This window comes from Halomonas nitroreducens (assembly GCF_003966155.1).
Classification (GTDB): Bacteria; Pseudomonadota; Gammaproteobacteria; order Pseudomonadales; family Halomonadaceae; genus Halomonas; species Halomonas nitroreducens.
The window spans coordinates 54025-79375 of the sequence record NZ_RXNS01000007.1 but is presented as its reverse complement, the minus strand read 5'-3'; the positions used below and the strand labels follow the sequence as shown (position 1 = coordinate 79375).

At 65.1% G+C, this 25351-nt stretch carries 19 protein-coding genes and 1 pseudogene; 9 read left to right on the top strand and 11 right to left on the bottom strand.

All coding sequences use genetic code 11. The annotated features are described in order from the left end of the window. Window positions 1-42 precede the first annotated feature (42 nt). Window positions 43-590, top strand: a pseudogene (locus tag EKG36_RS21085) (putative metalloprotease CJM1_0395 family protein). Window positions 591-710: 120 nt separating this feature from the next. Here EKG36_RS21085 and EKG36_RS08845 read toward each other — a convergent pair. The 6 genes from EKG36_RS08845 to EKG36_RS08820 form a co-directional block, all read right to left on the bottom strand. Next, window positions 711-1457, bottom strand: a complete 747-nt coding sequence (locus EKG36_RS08845; protein WP_126483184.1) for a hypothetical protein — start codon at window positions 1455-1457, stop codon at window positions 711-713. A gap of 77 nt (window positions 1458-1534) precedes the next feature. Then, a complete protein-coding gene (locus EKG36_RS08840) occupies window positions 1535-2104 on the bottom strand; it encodes an acyltransferase (protein WP_126483182.1) in 570 nt (189 codons plus the stop codon). Between the two features lie 9 nt (window positions 2105-2113). Continuing rightward, the gene (locus EKG36_RS08835; protein WP_126483180.1) at window positions 2114-5005 is read right to left on the bottom strand and encodes an O-linked N-acetylglucosamine transferase, SPINDLY family protein; all 2892 of its coding nucleotides are present in this window, start codon (window positions 5003-5005) and stop codon (window positions 2114-2116) included. Between the two features lie 203 nt (window positions 5006-5208). Then, a complete protein-coding gene (locus tag EKG36_RS08830) occupies window positions 5209-6027 on the bottom strand; it encodes a flagellin N-terminal helical domain-containing protein (protein WP_126483178.1) in 819 nt (272 codons plus the stop codon). A gap of 334 nt (window positions 6028-6361) precedes the next feature. Beyond that, a complete protein-coding gene (gene fliD, locus EKG36_RS08825; protein ID WP_126483176.1) occupies window positions 6362-7711 on the bottom strand; it encodes a flagellar filament capping protein FliD in 1350 nt (449 codons plus the stop codon). Window positions 7712-7872: 161 nt separating this feature from the next. After that, window positions 7873-9747 carry a methyl-accepting chemotaxis protein gene (locus EKG36_RS08820; protein ID WP_126483174.1) on the bottom strand — a complete coding sequence of 625 codons (1875 nt, stop codon included), beginning with the start codon at window positions 9745-9747 and terminating at the stop codon, window positions 7873-7875. 196 nt (window positions 9748-9943) lie between these two features. On the opposite strand from EKG36_RS08820, the gene ftsZ reads away from it, so the two are divergent. After that, window positions 9944-11047, top strand: coding sequence for a cell division protein FtsZ (gene ftsZ, locus EKG36_RS08815; protein ID WP_126483172.1), 1104 nt, complete (start codon window positions 9944-9946; stop codon window positions 11045-11047). A gap of 22 nt (window positions 11048-11069) precedes the next feature. On the opposite strand, the gene EKG36_RS08810 is transcribed toward ftsZ, so the two are convergent. Continuing rightward, the gene (locus EKG36_RS08810; RefSeq protein WP_221766062.1) at window positions 11070-13583 is read right to left on the bottom strand and encodes an EAL domain-containing protein; all 2514 of its coding nucleotides are present in this window, start codon (window positions 13581-13583) and stop codon (window positions 11070-11072) included. A 605-nt stretch (window positions 13584-14188) separates the two neighbouring features. On the opposite strand from EKG36_RS08810, the gene EKG36_RS08805 reads away from it, so the two are divergent. Continuing rightward, window positions 14189-15805: a sensor domain-containing diguanylate cyclase gene (locus EKG36_RS08805; RefSeq protein WP_185827520.1), complete on the top strand. Its 1617-nt coding sequence runs from the start codon at window positions 14189-14191 to the stop codon at window positions 15803-15805. A gap of 54 nt (window positions 15806-15859) precedes the next feature. Here EKG36_RS08805 and EKG36_RS08800 read toward each other — a convergent pair whose 3' ends face one another. The 3 genes from EKG36_RS08800 to EKG36_RS08790 all read right to left on the bottom strand — a co-directional run bounded on the left by EKG36_RS08800 (window position 15860) and on the right by EKG36_RS08790 (window position 19657). After that, the gene (locus EKG36_RS08800; protein ID WP_185827519.1) at window positions 15860-16417 is read right to left on the bottom strand and encodes a Tar ligand binding domain-containing protein; all 558 of its coding nucleotides are present in this window, start codon (window positions 16415-16417) and stop codon (window positions 15860-15862) included. A gap of 74 nt (window positions 16418-16491) precedes the next feature. Continuing rightward, on the bottom strand, window positions 16492-18267 hold the full coding sequence (locus EKG36_RS08795; protein ID WP_246007468.1) for a putative bifunctional diguanylate cyclase/phosphodiesterase: 1776 nt from the start codon (window positions 18265-18267) through the stop codon (window positions 16492-16494). A 61-nt stretch (window positions 18268-18328) separates the two neighbouring features. After that, entirely contained in the window at window positions 18329-19657 is a 1329-nt protein-coding gene (locus EKG36_RS08790) for a sensor domain-containing diguanylate cyclase (RefSeq protein ID WP_126483166.1), read from the bottom strand. Window positions 19658-20078: 421 nt separating this feature from the next. Here EKG36_RS08790 and EKG36_RS08785 point away from each other — a divergent pair, with 421 nt between their 5' ends. The 3 genes from EKG36_RS08785 to EKG36_RS08780 all read left to right on the top strand — a co-directional run bounded on the left by EKG36_RS08785 (window position 20079) and on the right by EKG36_RS08780 (window position 21279). Then, entirely contained in the window at window positions 20079-20603 is a 525-nt protein-coding gene (locus tag EKG36_RS08785) for a hypothetical protein (RefSeq protein ID WP_126483165.1), read from the top strand. Continuing rightward, a complete protein-coding gene (locus tag EKG36_RS20460; protein ID WP_185827518.1) occupies window positions 20588-20752 on the top strand; it encodes a hypothetical protein in 165 nt (54 codons plus the stop codon). The genes EKG36_RS08785 and EKG36_RS20460 overlap by 16 nt, the downstream gene beginning before the upstream one ends. A 167-nt stretch (window positions 20753-20919) precedes the next feature. After that, window positions 20920-21279 (top strand): flagellar protein FlaG, encoded by a 360-nt coding sequence (locus EKG36_RS08780; protein ID WP_126483163.1) that lies wholly within the window; start codon window positions 20920-20922, stop codon window positions 21277-21279. Here the strand turns inward: EKG36_RS08780 and fliE are convergent, their stop codons facing one another. Continuing rightward, a complete protein-coding gene (gene fliE / locus EKG36_RS08775; RefSeq protein WP_126483161.1) occupies window positions 21280-21609 on the bottom strand; it encodes a flagellar hook-basal body complex protein FliE in 330 nt (109 codons plus the stop codon). A 257-nt stretch (window positions 21610-21866) separates the two neighbouring features. Here fliE and fliF point away from each other — a divergent pair, with 257 nt between their 5' ends. From fliF to EKG36_RS08760, 3 genes are read left to right on the top strand one after another with little or no spacing between them, the layout of a single operon-like run. Further along, complete coding sequence (fliF, locus tag EKG36_RS08770; RefSeq protein ID WP_126483159.1) at window positions 21867-23612, top strand: flagellar basal-body MS-ring/collar protein FliF; 1746 nt, start codon at window positions 21867-21869, stop codon at window positions 23610-23612. Further along, entirely contained in the window at window positions 23605-24609 is a 1005-nt protein-coding gene (gene fliG / locus EKG36_RS08765) for a flagellar motor switch protein FliG (RefSeq protein WP_126483157.1), read from the top strand. The genes fliF and fliG overlap by 8 nt, the downstream gene beginning before the upstream one ends. Then, window positions 24602-25348 carry a flagellar assembly protein FliH gene (locus EKG36_RS08760; RefSeq protein ID WP_126483155.1) on the top strand — a complete coding sequence of 249 codons (747 nt, stop codon included), beginning with the start codon at window positions 24602-24604 and terminating at the stop codon, window positions 25346-25348. The genes fliG and EKG36_RS08760 overlap by 8 nt, the downstream gene beginning before the upstream one ends. Window positions 25349-25351 lie beyond the last annotated feature (3 nt).

Sequence of the window (25351 nt, the reverse complement as noted above, 5' to 3'; positions counted from 1 at the left end):
TCCTTTATCATTCGATGCTCTGATATCCTCGGAGACACCGCCATGCTGGCTTCCCCTGTCGTGACACCCGCCTACCCGTCCATGATCACGGAAGTCCAGCGCGCCATTGGCCCCGACGACTCGGGGCCGCAAGACTCGACCAGGCGAGTCGATTCTCCCGCCACCGTGGACACGCCCACCAAGCCCAATGGCCACGCGCTCAGCGAGGCCGAGCGGCATGAGGTCAAGCAGCTCGAACGCATCGACCGGGAGCCCCGGGCACACGAGAAGGCCCACCAGATCACTGGCGGGCCCTACGTGGGCTCACCGAGCTACGAGTACCAGCGGGCCCGGACGGCGATCGCTACGCCGTGGCCGGCGAGGTGCCCTTCGACTACGGAGAGGTGAAGGGCGCCCCCCAGGCCACCATCGAGACGATGCAGCAGATCATCGCCGCTGCCCTGGCACCGACCGACACCTTGACCAAGGATCACCAGGTGGCCGCCCAGGCCAGCCAGAAGCTGCTCACCGCCCAGCTCGAGCTGGCTCAGCAGCGGGGCGAGATCGAGCAAGCACGCGAGGGCAACCGCACCCGACCGTCTGTTGCCTGATCTCCCAGACTTCAGAGAGCTACGCCATCAGTCAACGATGGCATCGATGAAGGAATGGCAAGCCAAACGGCCGGGGGATTTGCCAAGCGCGTAATCAATCACCAGGAACCCGACACCTACTTACCTACCCCCATAGATTGCCTCGACGACATCATGGCCAATAAAGTCTCCCGCCAGAAATTCGTCCACAAGTCTTGGCACGAAAAATGAAACTCGGTCAAGAACTTCTATTTCTTGACCGGCAAAATCCATACAGCCGGCATCACGACCGCCACGATTAGGGTTATGATGCTCCCGCACGACAGAACCATGATAATCTCTAGCCTTCTCCAAATCCGAAACTTCCAGCCCAAAGTTCCGCCCCACCTCTAGGGTCTTCTCAAAATCATGGAAATCATTGGCTGTCACCCAATGATACACACCACCCTCCTCGTCATAGATGGACTGGGCCATGAGCTGACGGTAATAGGAATCCAGCACACCCCAAAAACATAGCTGGTAGTCGGAGAGCTTATCCGGAGAAAAAACGGGAAGACTTCCCGGAGCTCTAGGATCAGCGGAGTAATGCCTTCCCCGCTCTGTACGCATGGGAGTACTCCCCCTCTTGAACAGACTCTTCGCTGTTTCCCTGAAATTACGATTCAAGAAAACCAGCCCTGGCTTCACCCCCATTCGCAAAAGCGGAACAAGAAACCCTTTGCCAAACACATTGCTGGTTTCCACATAATTTGACTGTGCAATAGCTTCGATACGCGAAAGCTTATTTTCTAAGAAACCGAGTGCGTGCCTGGGATCATCTTTAACGTGCGGAAACACCTTAGCGTAGTTGGGCTCCGGCTCGTGTTCTGACAGAGTATCATCAAACATCTTGAAGACCTCCGTAAGCATGGTGGTGCCTGTTCTGCCGTGTGTCACAGTAAAAACAAGGTTTTTAGTCGTCAAACTCATAGCGCAGTACCATCAATCTTTTTCACGGGTTTTGCAGGACGCCCCGCCACGATCGTGTTAGGTGGTACATCCCCCGTCACTAGACTACCGGCAGCAACCACGGAATTTTCCCCGATGACGGCCGGACCAAGCACCGTGACGTCGGAGCCGAGCCATACACCGTGCTTAACATGAATATCCCGGCCAGAATCAGGTACTGCCAACAGGCGCTCACGGCCCGTCTTCGTATAGTCATGAGTACCAGTCAGCAGCATACAGCGATGACCGAAGAAGCATTCTTCTTCCACCGTGACGTGGCCTGATCGAGTATTGACGAGTAGATCATTCACGGAAATCGTCGCCCTCTCCAGATGAAGTCGACTCGATTCTCCCCAAATCCGGATTTGCCCCAGCTCTGCCTGAGCGATAAAAGGCATAAGCAGCTTGGCCATAGCTGCCAACTCACTCTTCTTTGCAGTTTTTAAAAGCGCCATGAACTCACTTTCTCGAGAGGATGCCACAGGCGCTTCCTTCTGAGCTGCTTCACACTTTCCCTGTTCCGGCTTCTTGTTGATAGGCGGCATCATAATTTCACCTCACCATTCTTCGTTCATTAGTTTTTCCAGCTCAACAGCAATGGTCTCCTCCTCATCTACAGCATGAGAGGATATCTCTGGCCCCACTGTACCGGCATCACTTGTTGAGCTCACAAGTCTCTCGTCATCCAGATATTGTATGGCGAGGCTCTCATCCACATCACTCAAGATTCGGAAAGCGACATCATTGGCCCCGAAAAGGGCATGCAGGATAAAGGCAAGCCTTACTCTTTGCGCAACACTAAAGCTGCCCATGCGGTCATGACCGGGAATAAAGAGCGCTTCTACAACTTTCAACTCAGAAGCCGTACGCGATTCGACAACCGCACCTTCAGGGAACCAGCTCTTCTTTTTCTCGCTGACGAAACAGTGGAACCGGAAACCCATCTCTCGCATCAGCGACTGCACCCTCGAGAAATCAGGATGATGTTCCGAAACGGGCTCGAAAGCGACACCCACCTGGATCGCAAAGGCATTCTGCAGCGCCTCGAATGCATTCCCCAAAACTGAAAGATTATCGTGGCATGCATCCAGTGCAAGCACATCAATATTCGGCAGTCCCACGATACCATCGAGCGCCACGGTGGGAATCTCATGGGTTTCAAGCTCGCCATCATTATCGATAGGTGCCAGCGACGTCGGCTCCAGCCCTTCAGCGAGATAAAGGGGCGCAGGCTGACCATCTCCCAACGACGTATAGGGAAAGTGCTGAATCTCGCCATACTGTGCAAGATGGTCCACCGTCTCCATCTTGCCAGCGGGGTCGAAGCTCAGCATGACGACCCGGCCACTGCCCAGCAGCTCACGGGCGTCGCGCCTCATGGCCAGCACGGCACCGTTATCTACGGTGAGAACGGGACTCTCGAGCTGCCAGTCGAAGCCTTGGGCCTGAGACGCCAGGGCCAGTTTGACGGGTGTATCTTCATCGGCGAACTGCGCCGCACCGCTCTTGCTGAAGCTCAGGGCCTCCGGTGCCTTGCCTACGCAGTGACGCTGCCAGATGGCACGCAGTGCCGTGATCAGGTGAGAGGCAAAGCGCGGCCCGTTACAGATGGGTGAATCCAACAGGATGGTCCGCAGCGCGGCGCGAATCACTGCCAGGTTGGGCAGGTCATCAGCCAGCTCCCTGGCGCGAGCACGGAAGTCGTCCCAGTTATCAGTGACAAGCTCGGGAAGGCCTGCATTCGTCAGATGGGTGGCACTATGACGGCCAGCGAAGGTCGGTCCTGTCCGTGTGACGACGGGCACGCCCATCAACAGCGACTCGCAGGTAGTCAGCCCCCCAGAGTAGGGCCAGGTATCTAGCGCAATATCGATACGCTGATAGGTCTCCAGAAACTCTTCGTGCTTTGCGGGCCCCTCCAGCAAGAGACGATCTTCGCTAATACCATGCTCGGAGAAGATGGCTGTGATCTTGCCGCGGAAACGCTTACTCTCGAACTGGACCCCTCGAAGCAACAGTTTGCTGTTGGGAACTTCCTTGAGCAGCGTTGACCATTCCTGGAGCAGGGGGGCCGACAGCTTGGCCGGGTTGTTCAGACAGCCGAAGGTAATGTAGCCATTGGCCAGGGCGGGAAGCCCGTTGCATGCCGGGGCATGGCGGGGAAAGTGGTAGCAGATATAGTCGTCGGGCAACCTGATCAGCTTTTCTGTATAACGCTTATCGACACCCTCGGGCGTCTCGATGTGGTCGCTAAGCAAGTAATCGACGCTCTCGAGCCCTGTGGTATTGACGAGCCCCCCCACCCACTTGACGATCAGGGGAGCGGGTTCACGGGTTAGTGTGCGATAGCGGCTTCCCTCCCCCGCACCATTCATATCGATCAGAATATCGATCTCGTCTTCACGAACCTTCTTATCCAGCTGACTATCGCTCAACCCTTCAATGGACTGCCAGCGATAGGCCAGCGTCTGTACGCTCTGGGTCAGCTTATCGACGTACTGGTTGGAGCTGTAAAAGACCAGCTCGAACTGATCGTTAGGAAGGTTCTGGAGAGCCGGGAGGATCATCTGACCGACCGGATGCATCCTGAAACCTCCGGAGAGGAGGCCAATTCGCAGTCGTTTACCGGCATCTTTAACCGTCTCGGCTCGCCCCCGGGACGACCGCTCACTGAAGTGCCGATCCCACTCGATGGCCATGCGGAACAGAGACCCGGCATCGTAGGCCGGATTATAGTGCGACGACATCCAGAAGTTCGAGTGCACTTTCCCGTTTGAAGGGTCGAGCGCTAGTTCTTCACGATAATGCTTTTCGGCTTCATCGTAATCGCCCTCCTTGGTGAAGAGGGAGGCCATATGATTGAGCACACCTACACGGCGAGGGTTAACTTCATGCAGCTTGCGCAAGGTCTCCAGCGTTTCGTCATGCCGTGATAGCTGGTCGAGGATGCGAGAACGCCACAGCAAGCCTTCCTCATGATGGTACTCCAGCGCCATGAGGCAGTCATTGACCTCCAGCCCCCGACTGTTCTGGCCAAGCTGATGGTGGGCACGACTCAGCCAGGCCAAGGCCATGACGTTCTCCGGCTCTTCCTGGACGAGGCCTTCCAGCAAGCTGACGGCATGAGAGGCCTTGCCTGCCAGAACCTGATACTGAGCGAGCTTCAGCCGCTGTCCGGCACTGGCACGCTCGGCCAGGTCAACCGCCTTCTGCATCGCTTCGACGGCTTCCTCCAGACGCTCCAGTCGCCCCAAGGAGTTGGCACACAGCTCATGGGCCTGAGGAGATGCAGGAGAACGACTCACCAAGGATTCCGCGAGTTGCAGCGCCCGGTGATAGTCCTGCCGGGCAAATGCCGATTCGAAAACCTGCACGTCAGTCGGTTTCAGGCTATGCGCGGCCTGAGGCATCTTGTGTTTTGAAGGTCGACACGCCTGTTTCCTGGCCATGAGAACACCACCTTGCCGGTCAATTTCGGAGAGTCTTACGGGATGCTGACTACGATAGCGCCTGAGCGTCTACGACACTCGCACGAATACCCCCCAAGACCGGCCACTTTTCCACTGTTTTGCCTCCCTTTAGAAACAAATGAGGCCGGCCCGAAGGCCAGCCTCTTATTTCCACGGCACCAGGCCGTGATGCCGGGTGATGCTTAGCCCAGCAGGGACAGCACGCTCTGCGGCGTCTGGTTGGCCTGGGCCAGCATGGAGGTACCGGCCTGCTGGAGGATGTTGGCCTTGGTCATGTTCGACACCTCCTGCGCGTAGTCGGCGTCCTCGATGCGCGAACGCGCCTCGGTCAGATTGGTGCTATTGCTCTCGAGGTTCTGGACCACAGAGTCGAAGCGATTGAGGGTGGCGCCCAGGGTAGCGCGCTGATCGTCGATCTGCTGCAGGGCGGAGTCTACAGCGGTGATAGCGTCCTGCGCATTCGTGAAGGTGTCCACCGCCAGAGTATCAACAGTCAGGTCACCGGCGGTCATGGACACGGTCGCGACATCGATCTGGTCGGCGGCAGAGGTGTTGGCGCCGATCTGCATGCTCAGGGTGGTGGCGTTGCTCAGCAACTCGGTGCCGTTGAACTTGGTGGACTCGGCGACACGGGTGATCTCGGAGACACGCTCGTCGATCTCCAGCTGGATGGAAGCGCGATCCTCAGCGGTGTTGGTGTCGTTGGCGCCCTGCACCGCCAGCTCACGGATGCGCTGCAGGTTGTCGCTGATCTGGTCGAGGCCGCCTTCCATGGTCTGCACCAGCGAGATGCCGTCGTTGGCGTTACGGCTGGCCTGGCTCATCCCGGTGATCTGGGCGCTCATGCGGTTGGCGATGGCCTGACCGGCAGCGTCGTCGGCGGCGCTGTTGATGCGCATGCCGGAGGAGAGGCGCTCCTGAGCCTTGGACAGCATATCCTGGGATTCACGCAGGTTGTTCTGGCCGATCAGAGCGGTGATGTTGGTATTGATCACGGACATGGTGAGTACCTTCCTAGCTGTTGAGGGCTCCAGCGGCGGAGGCCCGCTTCGGGTCCTGGTTGACGGCCCGACATTGGGCCCTGCCACAACGGCGCCGTTGGCCGTTACTCCCTATAACGGTGTCTCGCCAGGAAACTTTAGGGGGCGGCAAGCATTTTTTAGGTTCTTCACAGATTTCCGGAAAATGACACCGATCCAGCACCAGTCACGAGGCCAGGCCGAGGCGCCTGGCGGTGCCGATCACGCAACACGTTGCACTCTTGGGGTAGCTGGGGTCACAAAGCTCGTCGCCCCGGCCATCGTGGCGATGCCCGGAGCGACGGGAGCGTCCGCATCAACTTTGCTGGTTGAGCGCGCTCAGTTGCTGGGAGAGATAGGCGCTGGTGGAGTTCATCTGGGCGATCATGCCATCCAGCTGGCTGAACTGGCTACGATAGCGCTCCAAGGTACGATTGATATGCCGCTCGGTTCGATCGTAGCGATCCTCGATGCGGTCGACCCGGCTCTCTGCGCTATCGATGGCGCGCTCGATCATGCCATCGGTATCGAGCATATTGTCGAGACTGGACGCCAGGCGCCCCGCGAAGCCGCCGTCCTCGCTGGTACCGGCGAAGAAACCCTGCAGCCCCTCGGGATTGTCGGCGATCACCTCGTCCAGCTTGTCCTCGTCGAGTTCCAGGCGACCGCTGTCGTTCAGGGAAATGCCCACCGACGACATGATCTCCAGGTCGCCCCCACTGCTGGGGTTGGTCAGATCGCGGCTGAGTCGCGACTCGATGGTGCGCACCTTACGGTCACCCACCAGCTCGCCGGCGGTTTCCACATCGCCGGTGGCCTTGGTCATGCGACCGACAGTCGATTTCATCTCGTTGTAGGCCGACACGAAATCCTTCACCGCTTCCTTGAGCGACTCGGTGTCCGGCGCCACCGTCAGGCTCAGGGTCTCGCCGGAGGCCGAGGGCTCCAGCTCCAGCGTCACGCCCTGGATAGCATCTTCCACGGTATTGGTGGTGCTGGTGATGGCGATGCCGTTGATGTCCATCTCGGCATCGCGCCCGGCCTGCAGGGTCGCGGCATCCTCGGCCAGGGAAGCGTCTGCATTGGTAAACGTCATGCCGTTGACACCCGCATCGGCCCCGCTCTCGCGAGAGCTGAGCACCAGACGATAGCCGGTGCCGTCGTTGATGATGGAGGCATCCACGCCGGCGGCGGCGTCCGCGTTGATGGTGTCGCGAATCTCCCCGAGGGTAGCGCCTTCCGTCAGGGCGACACTGGTGGTGGAGCCATCGCCGAAGGTTAGATCCAGGCTAGCATTCGCCCCGGTCAGCGGAGCGTCCAGGTCGGTCACCTGCGTGCTGGCCAGACTGCCGGCGCGCGCGGTCTGGTTCACGGTGATCTCATAGCTGCCCGCGTTCGCGTCATCGCTGGTGGTGGCGGTCATGCCCTCACCCAGCACGCTGGCAGTCAGGTTGCTATAGGTGGACGCGTCGTTGAGCGTATCCACCGCCGTCTGGAACTTCTCCAGGCCGGACTGCAGCCGGCCGAAGGCCGAGATCCTGGCCTCCTCTTCCGTCTTCTGCTCGACGATCGGGGTGAGCTTCTGCCGCTCCGCCGAACGCAGCTGATCGAGCAGGCCGCCGAGATCGAGACCGGACCCAACGCCAAGTGATGAAATGCTTGCCATGGAAAGTGCCCCTTCAAGCGCCTGTTAGCGGATTTGCCAAGTGTTATCGGCAGCGTTACAGGCGACTTTAGCCCTTGACTGCCACCGGGTGGCCATCCCCGAGCTCGGGGCAAGCAACGGCGCAGAGCCCTCCCTGGCCCCGCAAGCGCCAGAATGATGCCTCAGGCCGGCTCGGCCTCGCGACTCGGCAACGCCGGACGCGCCTCGTATCCGCTCAAGGCCGCGTTTGAACACTGGCTCAGGGTAAAGCCGCCCACCGCCTCGGCCAGGCGGTTGGCCTGGTCCTTGAGCTGCTCGGCGGCGGTGGTGGATTCCTCCACCAGGGCGGCGTTCTGCTGGGTCATGCGGTCGAGCTCGGAGACCGCCACATTGACCTGGCCGATGCCGTCGCTCTGCTCGCCGGTGGCGGCGGTGATCTCGCCGAGCACGTCGGCGACCCGGGTGACGCTCTCGACGAGTTCCGCCATGGTCTCGCCGGCCTGGCGCACCTGGGTGGCGCCCTCCTCGGTGCGCGCCGCGGAGGTGTCGATCAGCCCCTTGATCTGCTTGGCGGCCTCGGCCGAGCGGCTGGCCAGCTGGCGCACCTCGCCGGCGACCACCGCGAAGCCGCGGCCCTGCTCGCCGGCCCGGGCGGCCTCCACCGAGGCGTTGAGCGCCAGCAGGTTGGTCTGGAAGGCGATGCCGTCCATCACGCTGACGATCTCGCTGATCCGGCGCGAGGAATCGGTGATGCCCTGCATGGTCGTCACCACCTGGTCGACCGCCTCGCCGCCGCGACGCGCCACGCTGGTGGCCGACTCGGCCAGGCCGTTGGCCTGGCGGGAGGACTCGGCGGTGTGCTCCACGGTGCTGGTGATCTCCTCCATGGAGGCGGAGGTCTGCTGCAGGCTGGAGGCGGCGTTCTCGGTACGCCGCGAGAGGTCCTGGCCGCCGGTGGCGATCTCGGTGGCGGCCACCCGCACCGACTCGCTGCTGTCGCGGATGGTCAGCATCACCGACTCCATGCGCGAGACGAAGCGATTGAAGGCATTGGCGATCTGCGCCACCTCGTCGTTGCCGTCCTCGGGCAGGCGCCGGGTCAGGTCGCCGCTGCCGCTGGCCACGTTCTCCATGGCATCGCGCACCGCCAGCAGCCGGCGGAAGACCACCTTGAGCAGGGCGCCGAGCAGCAGCGCCGCGCCCAGTGCCACCCCCACCAGGGTGATCGCGGAGGCGCTCATCAGCCCGCGCAGCCCGGCGGTGGCCTCGTGCTCGTCGAGGACCACCCCCAGCTCCCAGTCGCTGCCGGCGATGGGCGTCACGGCAAGGCGCTTGTCGGCCTCGTCGACGACCACCGGCCGCCAGGCCGCCTCGCCCCTGCCCAACTCCGCCATGAAGGCCGGCGTCAGCCGCTCGCTCACCCGGCTCAGCGGCTCGAGGGTCAGGTCGGCATCGGGGTGGGCGATCAGGGTCTCGCCCTCGCTGCTCAGGAAGGCGAAGCTCGAGGGCGTGGGTCGGATGGCGGCGACCTGCGCGATCAGCTTGTCGATCACCACGTCGCCGCCGATCACGCCCACCAGCCGGCCGTTGCGCTTCACCGGGGTGGCGACGGTGACCACCATGCCACCGGTATTGGCGTCGACGTAGGGCAGCGAGACGATGGTCTCGTCGCGCTCGGTGGCGGCGAGATACCAGCCCCGCTGGCGCGGGTCATAGTCGTCGGGCGGGACCCAGCCGTCGGAGGAGGTCAGGCTGCCGTCGGGCCGGCCGAGATAGGTCGACAGGAAGCCGCCTGACTCGGCGAGCTGGATCAGCGCCCGGGTCGGCGCCTCGCCGGTGACCGGCTCGCGGGCCGCTTCGACCATGCGGGAGCGGGCGGCGATCCATTCCTCGATGGCCAGGGCATTGCCGCTGGCGATGGCATCGAGTTGCTGGGCGATCTGTCGATCGTTGTGGGATTTGACGGTGTAGTAGCCGGCCGCGCCGTTGATGATCAACGCCACGGCGATCACCACCAGGGTGGCGACCAGGATTCGCAGTCTCAGGGAAGTCAGCATGATCACTCTCGTGGATGGGGAGTTTTTCCTTCTCGGCCGGGCCCGGGTGCCAGGCGCCGGCGACCCTCGGTTTATCGGCCTGCCCCCTGCGGACTTGAACGGGGACAGGCATTTAAAGACCCCGACGTAATGGCCGATGATGAGGAGGTGGCCATTGACGCCACAGGTCGTCCACCCACCGGCAACGCAGGCCCGTATGAGTGACCCGCAGCATCCCGAGGAATACCCCGCTGCCCTCAAGGTCGTGGGCGTGGGCGGTGGCGGCGGCAATGCCGTTCGTCACCTGCTCGACACCGCCCGCCTTGAGGGCATCGACGTCATCGGCGTGAACACCGACCGCCAGGCGCTGGAGACCCTGCCGCAACCGGCCGCCCTGGCCATCGGCGGCGGCACTACCCACGGCCTGGGCGCCGGCGCCGACCCCGAGGTCGGCCGGCAGGCCGCCGAGGAGAGCCGCGACCGGCTGCGCGCCCGGCTGGCCGGCGCCGACATGTTGTTTTTGATGGCCGGCATGGGCGGCGGTACCGGCAGCGGCGCCACGCCAGTGATCGCCGAGCTGGCCCGGGAGATGGATCTGTTGACCGTGGCCGTGGTGACCCGGCCCTTCACCTTCGAAGGCGCCCGGCGTCGCCAGGCCGCAGTGGCGGGCATCGCCACCCTCGCCGAGCGGGTCGACTCCCTGGTGGTGGTGCCCAACGACCGGCTGCTGCCCACCCTCGGCCCCGGCGCCTCGATGATGCGCGCCTTCGCCGCGGTCAACGAGGTGCTGCGCGAGGCGGTGAGCGGCATCGCCGAGGTGATCACCCATCCCGGCCTGATCAATATCGACTTCGCCGATGTGGCCGCGGTGATGCGCCACCCGGGACGTGCCCGGATCGGCACCGGCGAGGGCCGGGGCGAGGCGCGGGTCGAGGCGGCGATCCAGGCGGCGGTGGAGCACCCCCTGCTGGAGGCCACCGACCTGACCGAGGCCGCCGGCGTGCTGGTCAGCATCACCGCCGGCCCGGACCTGTCGCTGGCCGAGTTCGACGAAGTGGGCCGCCGGGTGGCGGCCTTCGCCGACGCGGAAGCCCGGGTGGTGGTGGGCACGGCCCTGGACATGGCGATGCAGGACAGCCTGCGGGTCACCATCGTCGCCACCGGCCTGGCGGTGGCCGGGGATCCCCAGGCACCGCCGGCCCCCTCCCCCCGACGCCGCGCGCCTGCGGCGCCGGCGCCCCCTGACACCGCCCCGAGCACCGGCAACGACACCCCGGAGCTGCTGGATATCAACGACTTCCTGGGCCGGCTGAAACGCTAGGGGTGTCAGCCCGCCATGTCGCTCACCCGGAGTTCTCGCTCTGGGGCTCCCGGGCCAGGTAGGCGGCCGCGAAGGCATCCGCCGGCACCGGCCGGCCGGTGAGGAAGCCCTGGATCAGGGTCACGTGATACTCGCCGAGTGCCGCGAGCTGGGCCTCGGTCTCCACGCCCTCGGCCACCACCTGCAGCCCGAGCTCCCGGGCCAGCCCCGTCACCGCCGCGAGGATCGCGGTACTGCCCCGGGACTGGCCGAGGCCGTGGATGAAGGAGCGGTCGAGCTTGAGGCTGGTGACCGGCAGCTCCTGCAGGTAGCTCAGCGAGGAATAGCCGGTGCCGAAATCGTCGATGGCGATATAGCAGCCCAGAGTGCGCAGCGCCTCGAGAGTGGCGGCGGCCTGCTGGTGCTTGTCGAGCAGGGTGCTCTCGGTGAGCTCGAAGCCGATCTGGCCGGCCGGGAGGCGATACGTCGCGTAGAGGTCGGCGACCTCGGCCACCAGGTCGCTCTGCCAGAACTGGCGGGCGGAGAGGTTGATCGCCACCCGCGGCGGCGCGAGGCCGGCATCGAGCCAGTCGCGGAGCTGCCCCCCCACCAGCTGCATCAGCCGTCGGCCCAGGGGCAGAATCAGCCCGGAACGCTCGGCCAGGGGGATGAACTCGCCCGGCGACACCGTCCCGAAGTCGGGATGGGTCCAGCGCAGCAGCGCTTCGGCGCCCTGGAGCGAGCCGCTGTCGCGGTCGAACAGCGGCTGGTAGTGCACGGAGAGCCCCTCGCCGCTCTCCGCGGTGTTGCGCAGCGCGGTCTCCAGCGCCAGGTTGTGGTGATCCTGGCGGTGCATCTCCGCCTTGAAGAGGCGATAGGTGTTGCGCCCCTCCTGCTTGGCACGGTACATGGCGGCGTCGGCCCGCTTGAGCAGTATCTCGTCGCTGTCCCCGTCATCGGGGTAGAGGCTGATGCCCACGCTGCAGCCCACCCGGAAGCGATGCTTGCCCAGCTCGAAGGGCGCACTCACCGACTCGATCAGGCGCCGGGCCACCCGGGTCACCTCGTCGATCTCCATGACGTCGGGCAGCAGCACGATGAACTCGTCGCCGCCCAGCCGCGCCAGGGTGTCATCCTCGCGCAGGTGACCCTGCAGGCGCTCGGTGACTCGCACCAGCAGCTCGTCACCCAGGGCATGGCCCAGGGAGTCGTTGACCTGCTTGAAGTGATCCAGGTCGAGGAACAGCACGGCCAGCCGCTGGGCGTGGCGGTGGGCATGGTGGATGCCGTGAGCGAGCCGGTCCTCCAGCAGGCGACGATTGGGCAGGCGAGTCAGGGCATCGTAGTAGGCCAGCCGCCGCACCTGCTCCTCGTTCTCGCGGATATGGGTGATGTCGGTGAACAGCGCCGCGTAGTGGCCGACCTCGCCGGCCTCGTTGCGGATTGCGGAGATGGTCAGCAGCTCCAGGTAGAGCTCGCCGTTCTTGCGGCGGTTCCAGATCTCGCCGCGCCAGAACCCCTGCTCCTGCAGGGTCTGCCACATCTCGCGATAGAAGGCCGCATCATGGCGCCCGGAGGAGAGGATCGCCGGGGTGTGGCCCGCCACTTCCTCGAGGCGGTAGCCGGTCATGTGGGTGAAGGCCGGATTGACGAATTCGATACGCGTCTGGGGATCGGTGATGATGATGCCTTCCAGGGAGGCCTCGATGACCCGCTCGGCCAGCTGCAGGTGCTCGCGGGATCGGGCCAGCGCCTGGTCGCGCTGTTCGAGGGCGTCGCGCAGGTCCTGCAAGTAGCCATGCTCGGCACCGGCGAGAATGTCCCGAAAGCCCACCAGCCCGGCCAGGTGGCCGTTCTCGTCCAGCACTGCCAGGTGGCGTACGCCCTGGTCGATCAACAGGTCCCGGGCCTGGATCAGGGCATCGTCGGCCCGGATCGTCAGCAGCGGGCGGCTGGCCAGCTCGCCGATCGGCGCATTGCCCGGGTGGCGGGCGACGAAGCGTACCAGGTCGCGCTCGGTGAGGATGCCGAGCCCCTCGGCGTCGCTGCCCACCACGGCGGCATCCTCACCGTCCTCGCGCATCCTGCGGGCCGCCTCGGCCAGGCTCGTCCCGGCGCCCAGTACCATGGGCGTCTGGCGCATGGCACTGCTCACCTCGCGCAGCCGCAGGTAGGGCTCCAGCCCCTGGTTCAGGGCCACGTCGCTCTGGGAGACGATCCCCAGCGGCCGCGCGTGGTCGTCCACCACCAGGAAGTGGCGGTATCGCTCGACGGTGAAGCGCATGGCCGCCTCGCTCACCGGGGTGGTCCGGTGCAGGCTGGCCACGGGGTGGCTCATCACCGCCGAGATGGGCCGGCACACCGACAAGGGGTCGGCGAAGTCGACGGCCAGACTGTCCTGCTCGGTCCAGATGCCCAGGGCGTGGCCGGCCTCCATCACCAGGATGGAGCTGCAGCAGCGCTGGGCCATGCACTCGGCGGCCTCGCGCAGCGGCGTCTCCGGCGCGCAGCTCAACAGGCCGGCCTGCATGATCCGTTCGATGGGGACGTCTTGCATCTCGGTGCCTCGGTCCAGTTGGCGCCTTGAGGCGCATCGCCAAACTATCAACGCTAGTACTTCGGCATGCGAGGGAAAAACTTTAGCCTGCATATATTGATGGCAATCAATATAAGCGGCGGGGCCATGGCTGGCGCCTGATCTGCCCCTTGCGCACCGCCAGCACAGTGGCGATATCGAGGGCCCGGCGTTCCGCCTGGGGACGCATCCGGAGCGGCGCCAATGGGCGTCATCCGCGCCGGGAGGACAGGCCCTCGCCGTCACCCCCAGGGTAACCATCAGCACGGCGAAGCCGCTCCCCGCTTCCGGTTACCATCGGCAAGGATGACCTGACACAAGGTATGCTCGCTGGCGCGATGGTAGGAGATGGCCGAATGATGAATACTTCAGTCGACCTTCCTAGGGCGTCATGCGCTCCCCTGGCCTTGCTCCGGCGCGCATCTCGCCATACGTTGGGAAGAGGTGCTAACCGCCTTCCAGTCACCGCGCCTGGCGTTTGATTCGCGGATTCACTCAACTCGCCAGGTGTGCCGCCGATAGAGATGAAACAAGGGCCCACGACGGGGACACCACATGACACCACGCCGCATCCTTGTGCCCTCATCATGACGTCGAGCCATCATCTTTCCTTGCCGGACCAGCCTCCCCCCGAGCCCCTGCTCGACCGGCTTCAGACCCCGGTGTGGATATTCGATATCGAGCGGGAGCGCATGCACTATGCCAATGCGGCCGCGCTCCGGCTCTGGAATGCGCCGACGATTGATGCACTGCTCGACCGCGACTGGTCCTCGACGATGAGCGATGCCTCCCGGCAGCGGCTGGCGGATTACCGTTCCCGGCTGCAACGAGGGGAGCATATCGATGAGCACTGGACCTTCTATCCTGGGGGCCAGGCCGTCTCCCTGCACTGTCGCTGCAGCGGCCTCCCCCTGGAGGATGGGCGAATCGAGATGCTGGTCGAGGGGCTGGAGAGCGATATCCTGCTGGATGCCTCCAGCCTGCGTGCCCTGGAAGCCGTGCGGCATATCCCCCTGATGGTGTCGGTCTTCGACGCCGCGGGCCAACTGCTGGTTCGCAACCCTGCCGCCCTCGAGCTCGAGCGGGGCAACGCCTCCTTCGTCGACGCGTTCGAGGATCCCGACCAGGCCCGGCAGCTACTGCAGCGGCTGGAGCACCAGGCGAACTGCTTGCTGGAGGCGGTCATGCGCGTCAAGGGCGACAGCCGCTGGCATCATCTCGACCTCTGCCGTACCACCGACCCGAAGACCTCCCGGGCGATGATCGTGATGGGCGAGCTCGATATCACGAGGCGCAAGGACCTGGAGCATGCGCAGCTGCTCGCCAAGCGTCAGCTGGAAGTGGTCATCGAGAGCCTGGATGTGGGTCTGCTCCTCGAGGATGAACGTCGGAACGTCATCGTCGCCAATCAGGCCTTCTGCGATATCTTCGCGATCGACGCCCTGCCCGACACCCTGGTGGGCATGGACTGCCGGGAGGCGGCGCATGCCGCCAAGCCCGCCTTCCGGGACCCGGAGCGTTTCGTGGCGCGCATCGAAGCGCTGGTGGCCGGGGAACAGGGCCAGGCGCGAGACATCCTCGCCATGGCGGATGACCGCTTCCTGGAGCGTTGCTATACGCCGGTGATCGTCGACCAGCGGCATCGGGGGCACCTCTGGGGCTACCGCGACATCACCCGGCAGAAGCGTCGGGAGGCGGATTGGGCGCTTCAGGCCAGCACCGATGCCTTGACCGGCCTGGCCAACCGCCGAGCCTTCGATGAAAACGCGCGGAAAGTTGCCGCCGCGGTGAAGGCAGGGGAGTCTCCCGCCGCCTTGCTGATGATCGATATCGACCGCTTCAAGGCCATCAACGACACCTTCGGGCATGCCGAGGGCGACAAGGCCCTGTGCCTGCTGGCCGACACCCTGAAAGGCAAGCTTCGCGACGATGACCTGCCCTGCCGCACGAGCGGGGAGGAGTTCATGGTCATCATGCCGAACATGTCACCCGAGGTGGCGGAGGGCGTAGCCCAGCGGCTGCGTATTCAGATCGCCGAGAGGGCGATCGCCGCCGAGGCATTGCCCTTTCATTTCACGGTGAGTATCGGCCTGACAGGCTTCAAGGCATCCGACGCAAGCCTCGAAGCGCTCATCAGGCGGGCCGATGCTGCCATGTATCAGGCCAAGCATGAAGGCCGGGACCGAGTGGCGACCCGCTGGTAGCCAGCCCTGGCCGCTGCGGAAACGATGATGCTCGGGCAGGGGAGCCGCTCCGGCTCATTGCCGACGATCGACAAAGAGGCTGTTGCCGGGCTGGCGCTTGGCCTGACCCTTGAGCTCCGCCAGCACGTTGGCGACATCGAGGGCCGTGCATCCCGCCTGCGGACGCACCCGGTGCAGCGCCAGGGAGAGCGTCATCAGCGGCACGAAGACCGGGGCTGTACAGCGACTGGAAGCGGGCAACCGGGGCATCCACCGCCTCCGCCTGCCCGGGGGCGGCCGGCATGGCCCTGAAGCGCTCGAAGGCCGCCTTGCCTTGGCCTCGGCCAGGTGGGCGTCCGCCCGTTCGATGACCGGCCCGGGGTGATCGAAGGAGGGCACCCGCAGCAGATGGGCGGCGCGATCCATGGCCACCTGGGCGCGCAGGGTCGCGATATAGGCCTGATTGAGTGCCCGGGACTGCTGCACATTGACCTCGCGCAGACTCTGGAAGGCGTCACGACCATGCTGGTTGGCGTAAAGACCGAGGGCACCGGTACCGAGGAGGATGCCGCTGCAGGCCACCAGCACCAGGCACCAGCTGAGCCGAATGGTCATTCGATCGAGAAGCCGCATGAGGGGGTCCTGTGTCTGACAAGATGATGCTGGCGACCCGAGGCGCGCCATTTGCAACATCTTGCATCAGGACTTCATGACATTCCGATGGCATGCCAGTCGGTGCGCGCCGTCCAGGCCTGCAGCCAGGCTGGCAACCGCGACGCCGGCATGGGCCTGGCGATGCCGTAGCCCTGGGCCAGCGGACAGCCCAGCGCCATCAGGGCGCGGGCGTGCTCGAGCGTCTCCACGCCCTCGGCCAGCAAGGGACGCCCGAAACGCCGGGCCATGTACACCACGCTTTCGACGATGGCCCGGTCATCGGGGTCTTCCAGCATGCCGCACACGAAGCTCTGGTCGATCTTGATCAGGTCCACCGGCAGCCGGCGCAGGTTGGTCAGGGACGAAAAACCGGTGCCGAAGTCGTCGATGGCGAAATCGATTCCCAGGGACTGACAGTGCTCCATGGTCGCCTGGGCCGCCTGGATGTCGTGCATGGCCGCGGTCTCGAGGACCTCGAGCTTCAGTCGGCGAGCCGGCACCCGGCGATGCCGCGCCAGCAGCCCGGAGAGTCGCTCGCCGAAGTCGCCGGACAGCAGGTGTGACGGGCTGATATTGACGTGGACCGGCAGGTCGATGCCCTCTCGCTGCCAGGCGGCGAGCTGGGCCAGGGCCGCGTCGAGCACCCACTCGCCGAGGGCGGTCTCCAGTGGCGAGCCCTCGATCATGGGCAGGAAGCGCCCCGGTGCCAGCAGGCCCTGCTCCGGATGCTGCCAGCGGACCAGCGCTTCGACCCCCACCACGCGACCATCGGTGATGTCGACCTGGGGCTGGTAGTGCAGGCATAGCTCGTGCCCGGCCAGCGCCGCCGAGAAGCGCTGCCGCTGTTCCTGGCGGACCTGCAGCTCCCGGTCGAGGGCGGGGTCGAAGACATGGAAGGTGTTGCGGCCCCGCTGCTTGGCCCGATACATGGCCTGGGTCGCATGCCGCAGCAGGATGTCCCCGGTGACATCGTCGCCGGGATAGAAGGAAACCCCCACGCTGGCCGTGAGGTTCAGCAGCTCCCCCTTGAGGAACAGCGGCTGGCGAATCGCCTCGAGCAGGCGCTCGAACTCGGCCTCATCCGCACGGTGATGCAACACCAGGACGAATTCATCGCCGCCGATACGCGCGAGCACATCGTCGCCGTGCAGCAGGTGGCCGACGCGATGGGCGAAGGTCGACAGCAGGAGGTCGCCGGTTTCCCGACCGAGATGGTCATTGGCGGCCTTGAAATGATCGATATCCAGCGAGCATACCGTCAGCGAGCCACCATGTTGGTCGACGTGCTGGAGGGACTCATGGATCAACTGGGTCAGCAGCTGCAGGTTGGGCAGGCCGGTCAGGCGATCGAAATAGACTTCCCTCGCGGCCTGGCGGCCCGTGGTGGTCAGTGCCGCCAGGTCCGAGAGCACCATGACATGATGGGAGACCGCGCCCCGGTCATCGCGAACCCGGCTGATCGAGAGCACGGCGGGGCAAGCCTCGCCGCGTCGATCGAGATAGGTAACCTCGGTCTTGCAGCGACCGTCGCTCTGCAAGGAGGGACAATCCTCGCTGTGAGTGGCGGCTTCCAGGCACTGGGCGAAGAATAGTGCCGGCGTCTCGCCCAGTACCGCCTCACGGCCGCGCCCGGTCAGTTCCTCGAAGGCGGGATTGACGTCAATGATGCGATTGGCGGCATCGCTGATGATAATGGCCTCGCTGGCATGCCGGAAAACGCCGGCGGCATGGTCCCCCTGAGCCTTCCACGGCGCCCGGTGATGGCAGCTGCAGGGCATGGTGCGTGCTGCCGGACTCGACTCTCCCAGCTCCCCTTCCTGCTGCGTCATGCCATGTGTCTCCTGTCCCGTCCTGACGCTCCCCTGCCCAGCCGTTCGGGCAGGGGAAGCCTTATGACTCGACGCCCTCGGTGAGCATCACGGTGTTGCGCCCGGCCTCCTTGGCGCGATAGAGAGCGGCATCGGCGCGTACCAGCATGCCATCCATATCGTCGCCGAGGCGATACTCGGTGATCCCCATGCTGATGGTGATGGCAAGCCCATGGAAGCGGGTTTCGGCGACCTGGCCGCGCAGGCGTTCGGCAAAGGTGGCGGCGCCCCGCAGCCGCGTGTCGGGAAGAAGGATGGTGAACTCCTCCCCGCCCCAGCGCGCAAGGAGGTCGGTGCTTCTCAGGCTGCGCGAGACCAGGTCGGCGAGCTGCTTGAGGATCGCATCTCCGGTGTCATGGCCATGGTGGTCATTGACCGCCTTGAAGTGATCGATGTCGAAAAGCAGCAGGGAAAAGGACTCGTCATCGCGCTCGGCCTGGTAGATGGCCTGGCGCATGGCGGTGTCGAAGGCACGCCGATTGTAGGCCCCGGTCAGGTGGTCCAGTGTCGCCTGGCGCTCCAGCTCTTTCTCCATGCGCTTGCGCTCGGCGATGTTGTGGAACACGGCGACGAAGTTGCGGATCTCGCCCTTGTCGTCGCGTACCGCGGTGATCGACTGCCAGAGTGGGTAGATATCGCCGAACTTGTTGCGGTTCCAGATCTCGCCCTGCCAATGTCCGGTGGTCAGCACCTCGTCCCAGAGGCGAGCATAGAAGTCCGGCCCATGGCGTCCCGACTTGAAGATCTTTGGCGTCTTGCCGACCACCTCGGCAGACTGGTAGCCGGTGATCTCGGTGAACGCCCGGTTGGCCCTCTCGATGCGCATCTCGGCATCAGTGATCAGGGTCGCCTGTCCCGTATCGAAGGCGGTGGCCAGGAGCTTGAGCTCGTTCTCCTGCCGCTTGCGCTCGGTGATGTCCTCCTTGATGGCCACGAAGTTCACCACCTCGCCACGATCGTTCCTGATCGGGGTGATGATTTCCGCCTCCCAGTAGAGCTCACCGTTCTTGCGCCGGTTGAGCAGCTCCCCCTTCCAGACTCGCCCGGCCTTCAGGGTCTGCCACAGGTCACGGTAGACCTCGTGCGGGGTCTCGCCGGACTGGATCATCGCCGGCGTTCGTCCCAGGAGTTCCTCGCGAGCATAGCCGGTCACGTCGATGAAGCGCTGGTTCACGAACTCGATGCGCCCCTGCACATCGGTGATGGACGTTGCCGCGGGACTCTGCTCCACGGCGATATAGAGCTGTTGATAGCGTTCCTGAAGGGTGGCCTTGTGCGCTGAGACACAAGCCTCACCGTCATCGAGCCCTGCCTGGCGAATGGATGGCTTGTGCAGGACACTGGTGGTCACGAGATGTGCTCCTTCCTGTTCTGGAGACGCTCCCTGTCTCCTGGCGATGATAACGTGCAGACACACGGATTCTATCCGGCAGGCAACATCTTAACGATGCTCCTTTCCGCCACTCACATCCCTTCCCTCGGCTGGGTGTTACCGGTGCGCCGATAGCGAGCCTAGTGCAAGGCGATGATGCTGCAGGAGATGGGCTCGGCTTGATGCCCTTTCATTGACACCGGTCAATCAATGAATACTTTCTAATCAACCTTTCTGGTGATCGCCTTTACCTCGCGTATCCACGCCAGATCCCGGCAGCCTCAATGCCCCACTCATGCATGTGAGCCTAAAGAAAACTGGCTGAGTACCGATATGTCGCAAGCTCGCGCCCGAAGGCCGCGAGCCATGACAATCAACGAGTCCAGCAAGGAACATGCAGATGAAGAAGAGCATGGCCGCGAGCCTTTCCGCCGCCGTCCTGACCGCGGCAATGAGCCCGGCACAGGCCTTCGACGACACGATCACCGTCAGTGCCTTGGCCGGCACCACCGGGGCAGGTGCGGATATCAGCTGGCGCTTCCATGAGCGCTTCGGCCTCACCGCTCAGTACGCCGGCGGCCTGCAGTGGGACGGTGACCATGACACGGACGAGGTGAACTACGAGGGCGACCTGGATGTTGCCGCCGCGGCCCTGAAGCTGGATATCCACCCCTTCGCCGGGCGCTTCTATCTCACCGTGGGGGCCATGCTGCCGGACATGGAGGCCAAGATGACGGGCACCGCGGAGGCAGGGAGCAGCTACGAACTGGACGGGACCAATTACAACGCCAGCGACGTGGGGTCGCTGCGCGGACAATTGACCATTGCCGATGGTATCCAGCCGTACGCCGGCTTCGGCTGGCGGAGTAGTCACGAAGTGGCCTGGGGTTCTTCTCCGAGTTCGGCGTCATGGCCGTGGACGTGAACGTCGACCTGAACAGCTCGGAGAGCTTCGAGGACAGCAACGACGATTTCCGCCAGGCGCTGCGTGACGAAGAGGCTCGCCTCGAGGACGAGGCCGACGAGCTCCCGCTCTATCCGGTGGCGGTAATCGGCGTCAGTTACACCTTCTGATCCGGCTCGAGCCGTCACCCCTTGGCGGCTCATCCTTCCCTCCTCGGCCCCGACATCCTATCGAGTCGGCCATTAAAGATTCGCCCTCTCTGGCCGATGGTCATCACAAGGCTGCAAGGCGCCGTGGATAGCGACGGCGATCGAGAAAAAGAACAGGAAGCCAGGCGATGACCTCACCACTCTCCGAGATCCCCTCGCGGGACGGCATTCCCCGCGCCGAGGGCACCACGGCCCGACATCGGGTGACCCAGGCCCTGGACACCCTGCCCTCGGGCGAGCCCGGCCAGAACGCGGCTACCCCCACACCCCAGCACGGCGAGCTGGTGGCGCCGGTACAGCGCATCAACCAGGTGATGCGCAGCTATGGGGTGGAGTTCGAGCTGCACGAGGGTACCTCGCGGCTGGTGACCCGACTGGTCGACCGCGACACCGGCGAGTTGATCCGTCAGATTCCCGCGGAGGAGGTGCTGCGCATCGCCGAGCGGCTGGATGAGCTGCAGGGCAAGCTGATCCAGCTCGAGGCCTGATCAGACCTGCATGTTCATGACGTCCTTGTAGGCCGTGACCAGGCGGTTGCGTACCTGCTGGCCCATCTGGAAGGCCACGCTGGCCTTCTGCATGTCGACCATGACGTCGTTGAGCTCGACCCCGGGCGTGCCCGCCTGGAAGGCCTCCGCCTTGGCCGCCGCCTCCTGCTGAAGCGCATTGATGCGCTGGATGGACGCCTGCAGCTCGCCGGCAAAGCCCCCCTCCCCCACCGCGGTGGAGAGCTGCTGCCCCTTGACCGGCTGGCCGGCGGCCTGGGTGGCCAGGGTCTGCATCTGCGAGAGTGCCGAGGCGAGGGCGGGAGTGCTCATCGGATACCCCTGAATGGTCGAAGCGGAGGATGGTAGTGGTCGCCAAGGCTAGCAGCCGCCGTCCCCGCCTCATGCGGCCAATTGACGAGCAAAAATCGGGCTTTTCTCACCTTTGGGTGGACAGGGGCTCGGGATAATAGCCTCCATCACAGCTCCGCCCTTGCCCCTGGGCGGCGAACCGCGATGGACGGAACGCAGCCGATGCCTTCTTCTTCTAGATCCGCGGGCCATGGTGTCACCCGAGCCGGGAGGCCCGCATGAGCAGTGGCGCCTCCGCCACCGGCAGCCAGCAGGCCCAGTCGTCATCTCCCTTCGCCCAGCTGAAGACCCAGCTGCGCGGCGGCCCCCTGATCGCCTTGCTGATCGCCGGGGCGGCCACCATCGCCGTGGTGGTCGCCCTGCTGATATGGGCGGGCCGCCCGGACTATCGCGTTCTCTACAGCAATCTCAGCGAGGCCGATGGCGGCAGCATCATCGGCGAGCTGGACAGCCGCAATATTCCCTACCGTTTCAGCCAGGGTGGCCAGGCCCTGCTGGTGCCCGGCGACCAGGTCCACACCCTGCGCCTGCAGCTGGCCGAACAGGGCCTGCCGCGGGGCGGCAACGTGGGCTTCGAGCTGATGGAGAACCAGGCCTTCGGCATCAGCCAGTTTGCCGAGCAGATCAACTACCAGCGCGGCCTCGAGGGCGAGCTGTCCCGCTCGATGGAGTCGCTGGGCCCGGTCGCCGGCGCCCGGGTCCACCTGGCGCTGGCCAAGGACTCGGTGTTCGTGCGCCAGCGCGAGCCGGCCAAGGCCTCGGTGGTGCTCACCCTGCACCCCGGCCGCACCCTGGGCGAGGGCCAGGTCGACGCCATCGTGCACATGGTCTCGAGCAGCGTGCCGGACCTCGCGACCGAGGCGGTGACCGTGGTCGACCAGAACGGCCGGCTGCTCTCCACCCCGGACGGTGGCGGCCTGGGCCTCGACGGTACCCAGCTGGACTATATCGCCGAGATCGAGCGGGCCTACCAGCGGCGCATCGAGACCATCCTGGCGCCGATCCTCGGCAGCCGGAACGTCAAGGCCCAGGTCACCGCCCAGGTCGACTTCGCCAAGCGCGAGGAGACCTCGGAGCGCTATGCACCGAACCAGGCGCCCAACGCGGCGAGCGTGCGCAGTCGCCAGACCAGCCTCGACATGAACGGCACCGGCGACCTGGCCAGCGGCATCCCCGGGGCCCTGAGCAACACCCCGCCCGGTACGGCGCCCTCCCCGGTCGACGCTCAGGGCGATGATGCGGCCGCCGAGGAAGATAACGCCGACCAGGTTGGGAACGACGCGGACACCGGCCCCCAGGGACGCCTGAGCCGCGACGACGTGATCAACTACGAGGTCGACCGTCAGGTCTCCCATGTGCAGCACCGCCGGGGCCAGGTCGAGCGGTTGTCGGCGGCGGTGGTGGTCAACTACCGCCCGGCCCTGGACGAGGAGACCGGCACCATGCAGCCCGCGCCGCTCAGCGACACCGAACTCGACCAGATCGAGCGCCTGGTCCGCCAGGCGATGGGCTTCTCCCAGGGCCGGGGCGACCAGGTGGCGGTGGTCAACAGCCCCTTCGCCCGCGACGAGCCGGCCGAGCGCCAGGTGGCCTGGTGGCAGCAGCCGCAGACCCAGCAGCTGGCCTTCGCCCTGGGCCGCTACCTGCTGGTGGGCATCGCCATCCTGCTGCTCTACCTGCTGATCCTGCGGCCCTTCATTCGTCGCTACACCGAGCAGCCGGCACCGGCTAGCCTGCCGCCGCAGCCCGGCTTCCAGGCCCGGGTCGGCGACGAGGAAGACGCGGGCGAGTCCCGCGAGCCGGCGGACGGCGAGCCGGAAGGCGCCGGCTACGAGGCGCCGCGGCGGCGCAAGCGCCGGGCGACGGCCTATGAACAGAACCTCAACGACCTGCGCGAGATGGCCCAGGAGGATCCGCGCATGGTGGCCATGATCGTACGCGGCTGGATGAACCGACATGACTAGTACCCAAGCGATGAGCGGCATGCGCCGCAGCGCCATCCTGCTGCTGGCCCTGGACGAGGACAGCGCCGCCGAGGTGTTCAAGCACATGTCGGCCAAGGAGGTCCAGCAGCTGAGCATGGAGATGGCCACCCTCGAGCAGGTCTCCCACGAACAGATGCGCCAGGTTCTGCAGGACTTCCACAGCGAGACCGAGGAATTCATCGCCCTGAACCTCAACTCCAGCGAGCACATCCGCTCCGTGCTCACCAAGGCGCTGGGCAGCGAACGCGCCTCGAGCCTGATCGAGGACGTCATGGAGACCTCCGGTACCAGCTCCGGCATCGATGCCCTGAACCTGATGGAAGCCTCCATGGTGGCCGAGCTGATCCGCGACGAGCATCCGCAGATCATCGCCACCATCCTCATCCACCTGGAGCGTCACCAGGCCGCCGACGTGCTGGAGATGTTCGACGACAAGCTGCGCAACGACGTGGTCCTTCGCATCGCCACCTTCAGCGGCGTGCAGCCGGCGGCGCTGCAGGAACTCACCGAGGTGCTGACCAACATGCTCGACGGCCAGAACCTCAAGCGCAGCAAGATGGGCGGGGCCCGCACCGCGGCGGAGATCCTCAACCTGATGAACACCCACCAGGAGGAGGCCGCCATCGAGACGGTGCGCTCCCACAGCGAGGACCTGGCCCAGAAGATCATCGACGAGATGTTCCTGTTCGAGAACCTCGTCGATCTGGACGACCGCAGCATCCAGCTGCTGCTCAAGGAAATCGACACCAACTCCCTGGTGGTGGCCCTCAAGGGCTCGCCGGAGGCGCTCATGGACAAGTTCCTGCGCAACATGTCCCAGCGCGCCGCCGACCTGCTGCGCGAGGACATGGAGGCCCGCGGGCCGATCCGCGTGTCCCAGGTGGAAGCCGAGCAGAAGGCCATCCTCCAGGTGGTCCGCCGCCTGGCAGATGCCGGGGAGGTGGTGTTGACCGGTGGAGACGACACCTATGTCTGATGCCGAGCGAGACACTACGCTGGGGGGCGAGGCCCCCTGGCGCCGCTGGCAGATGGGCGAGCTGCGAACTCCCCGACGGGAGAGCGACGCAGCCTCATCCGCCGAGGACGACGCGCGACAGGCCAGTCAGCGCGAGGCCCGCCGCCAGCAGGAGGCCTTCGATGCACTCCGCGAACAGGCTCACCGCGTGGCCTATGAGGAGGGCCTGCGTCAGGGGCGCGAGGCCGGCCATGCCGAGGGGCTGGCCCAGGGCCTCGAAGACGGCCGCCGCCAGGCCGAGCAAGAACTCGAGCGACGCCTCGAGGAAACGGTGAGCCCCTTGCTGCCGCTGGCCCAACACTTTGGCGAAGCCATCGAGGCCCTGGACGGCGCCGTGGCCGATGATCTGGTGGAGTTGGCCCTGGCCACCGGCCGCCAGCTCGCCGGCGAGGCCCTCAAGGCCCGGCCGCGTCAGGTGCTGGAGCTGGTGCGGGCCCTGCTGCATACCGAGCCGCCGCTGGTCGGCCAGCAGCGCCTCTGGCTGCACCCCCTGGACCATCGCCTGGTGACCAAGACCCTGGGCGAGGAGCTGGAGGCGGCCGGCTGGACGCTGCAGCCCGACGATCAGCTGAGCCGTGGCGGCTGCCGGGTGACCAGTGCCAGCGGCGAACTGGACGCCACCTGGGAGACGCGCTGGCAGGCGATCCAGGATCAGGTTCGCAAGCGCCGCCCCGCCCGCCAGGGCGAGACCGACGCCTGAAGG

What these genes read in the sequence shown, in the direction of transcription:
- EKG36_RS08780 (WP_126483163.1), top strand. Translation starts at nt 20,920, where the DNA reads ATGACCTCACCACTCTCCGAGATCCCCTCGCGGGACGGCATTCCCCGC.
- fliG (WP_126483157.1), top strand. Translation starts at nt 23,605, where the DNA reads ATGACTAGTACCCAAGCGATGAGCGGCATGCGCCGCAGCGCCATCCTG.
- EKG36_RS08820 (WP_126483174.1), bottom strand. Translation starts at nt 9,747, where the DNA reads ATGCTGACTTCCCTGAGACTGCGAATCCTGGTCGCCACCCTGGTGGTG.
- ftsZ (WP_126483172.1), top strand. Translation starts at nt 9,944, where the DNA reads ATGAGTGACCCGCAGCATCCCGAGGAATACCCCGCTGCCCTCAAGGTC.
- EKG36_RS08805 (WP_185827520.1), top strand. Translation starts at nt 14,189, where the DNA reads ATGACGTCGAGCCATCATCTTTCCTTGCCGGACCAGCCTCCCCCCGAG.
- EKG36_RS08810 (WP_221766062.1), bottom strand. Translation starts at nt 13,583, where the DNA reads ATGCAAGACGTCCCCATCGAACGGATCATGCAGGCCGGCCTGTTGAGC.
- EKG36_RS08760 (WP_126483155.1), top strand. Translation starts at nt 24,602, where the DNA reads ATGTCTGATGCCGAGCGAGACACTACGCTGGGGGGCGAGGCCCCCTGG.
- EKG36_RS08785 (WP_126483165.1), top strand. Translation starts at nt 20,079, where the DNA reads ATGAAGAAGAGCATGGCCGCGAGCCTTTCCGCCGCCGTCCTGACCGCG.
- EKG36_RS08840 (WP_126483182.1), bottom strand. Translation starts at nt 2,104, where the DNA reads ATGATGCCGCCTATCAACAAGAAGCCGGAACAGGGAAAGTGTGAAGCA.
- EKG36_RS08795 (WP_246007468.1), bottom strand. Translation starts at nt 18,267, where the DNA reads ATGACGCAGCAGGAAGGGGAGCTGGGAGAGTCGAGTCCGGCAGCACGC.
- EKG36_RS08845 (WP_126483184.1), bottom strand. Translation starts at nt 1,457, where the DNA reads ATGTTTGATGATACTCTGTCAGAACACGAGCCGGAGCCCAACTACGCT.
- fliE (WP_126483161.1), bottom strand. Translation starts at nt 21,609, where the DNA reads ATGAGCACTCCCGCCCTCGCCTCGGCACTCTCGCAGATGCAGACCCTG.
- fliD (WP_126483176.1), bottom strand. Translation starts at nt 7,711, where the DNA reads ATGGCAAGCATTTCATCACTTGGCGTTGGGTCCGGTCTCGATCTCGGC.
- EKG36_RS08830 (WP_126483178.1), bottom strand. Translation starts at nt 6,027, where the DNA reads ATGTCCGTGATCAATACCAACATCACCGCTCTGATCGGCCAGAACAAC.
- fliF (WP_126483159.1), top strand. Translation starts at nt 21,867, where the DNA reads ATGAGCAGTGGCGCCTCCGCCACCGGCAGCCAGCAGGCCCAGTCGTCA.
- EKG36_RS08800 (WP_185827519.1), bottom strand. Translation starts at nt 16,417, where the DNA reads ATGCGGCTTCTCGATCGAATGACCATTCGGCTCAGCTGGTGCCTGGTG.
- EKG36_RS20460 (WP_185827518.1), top strand. Translation starts at nt 20,588, where the DNA reads ATGGCCGTGGACGTGAACGTCGACCTGAACAGCTCGGAGAGCTTCGAG.
- EKG36_RS08835 (WP_126483180.1), bottom strand. Translation starts at nt 5,005, where the DNA reads ATGGCCAGGAAACAGGCGTGTCGACCTTCAAAACACAAGATGCCTCAG.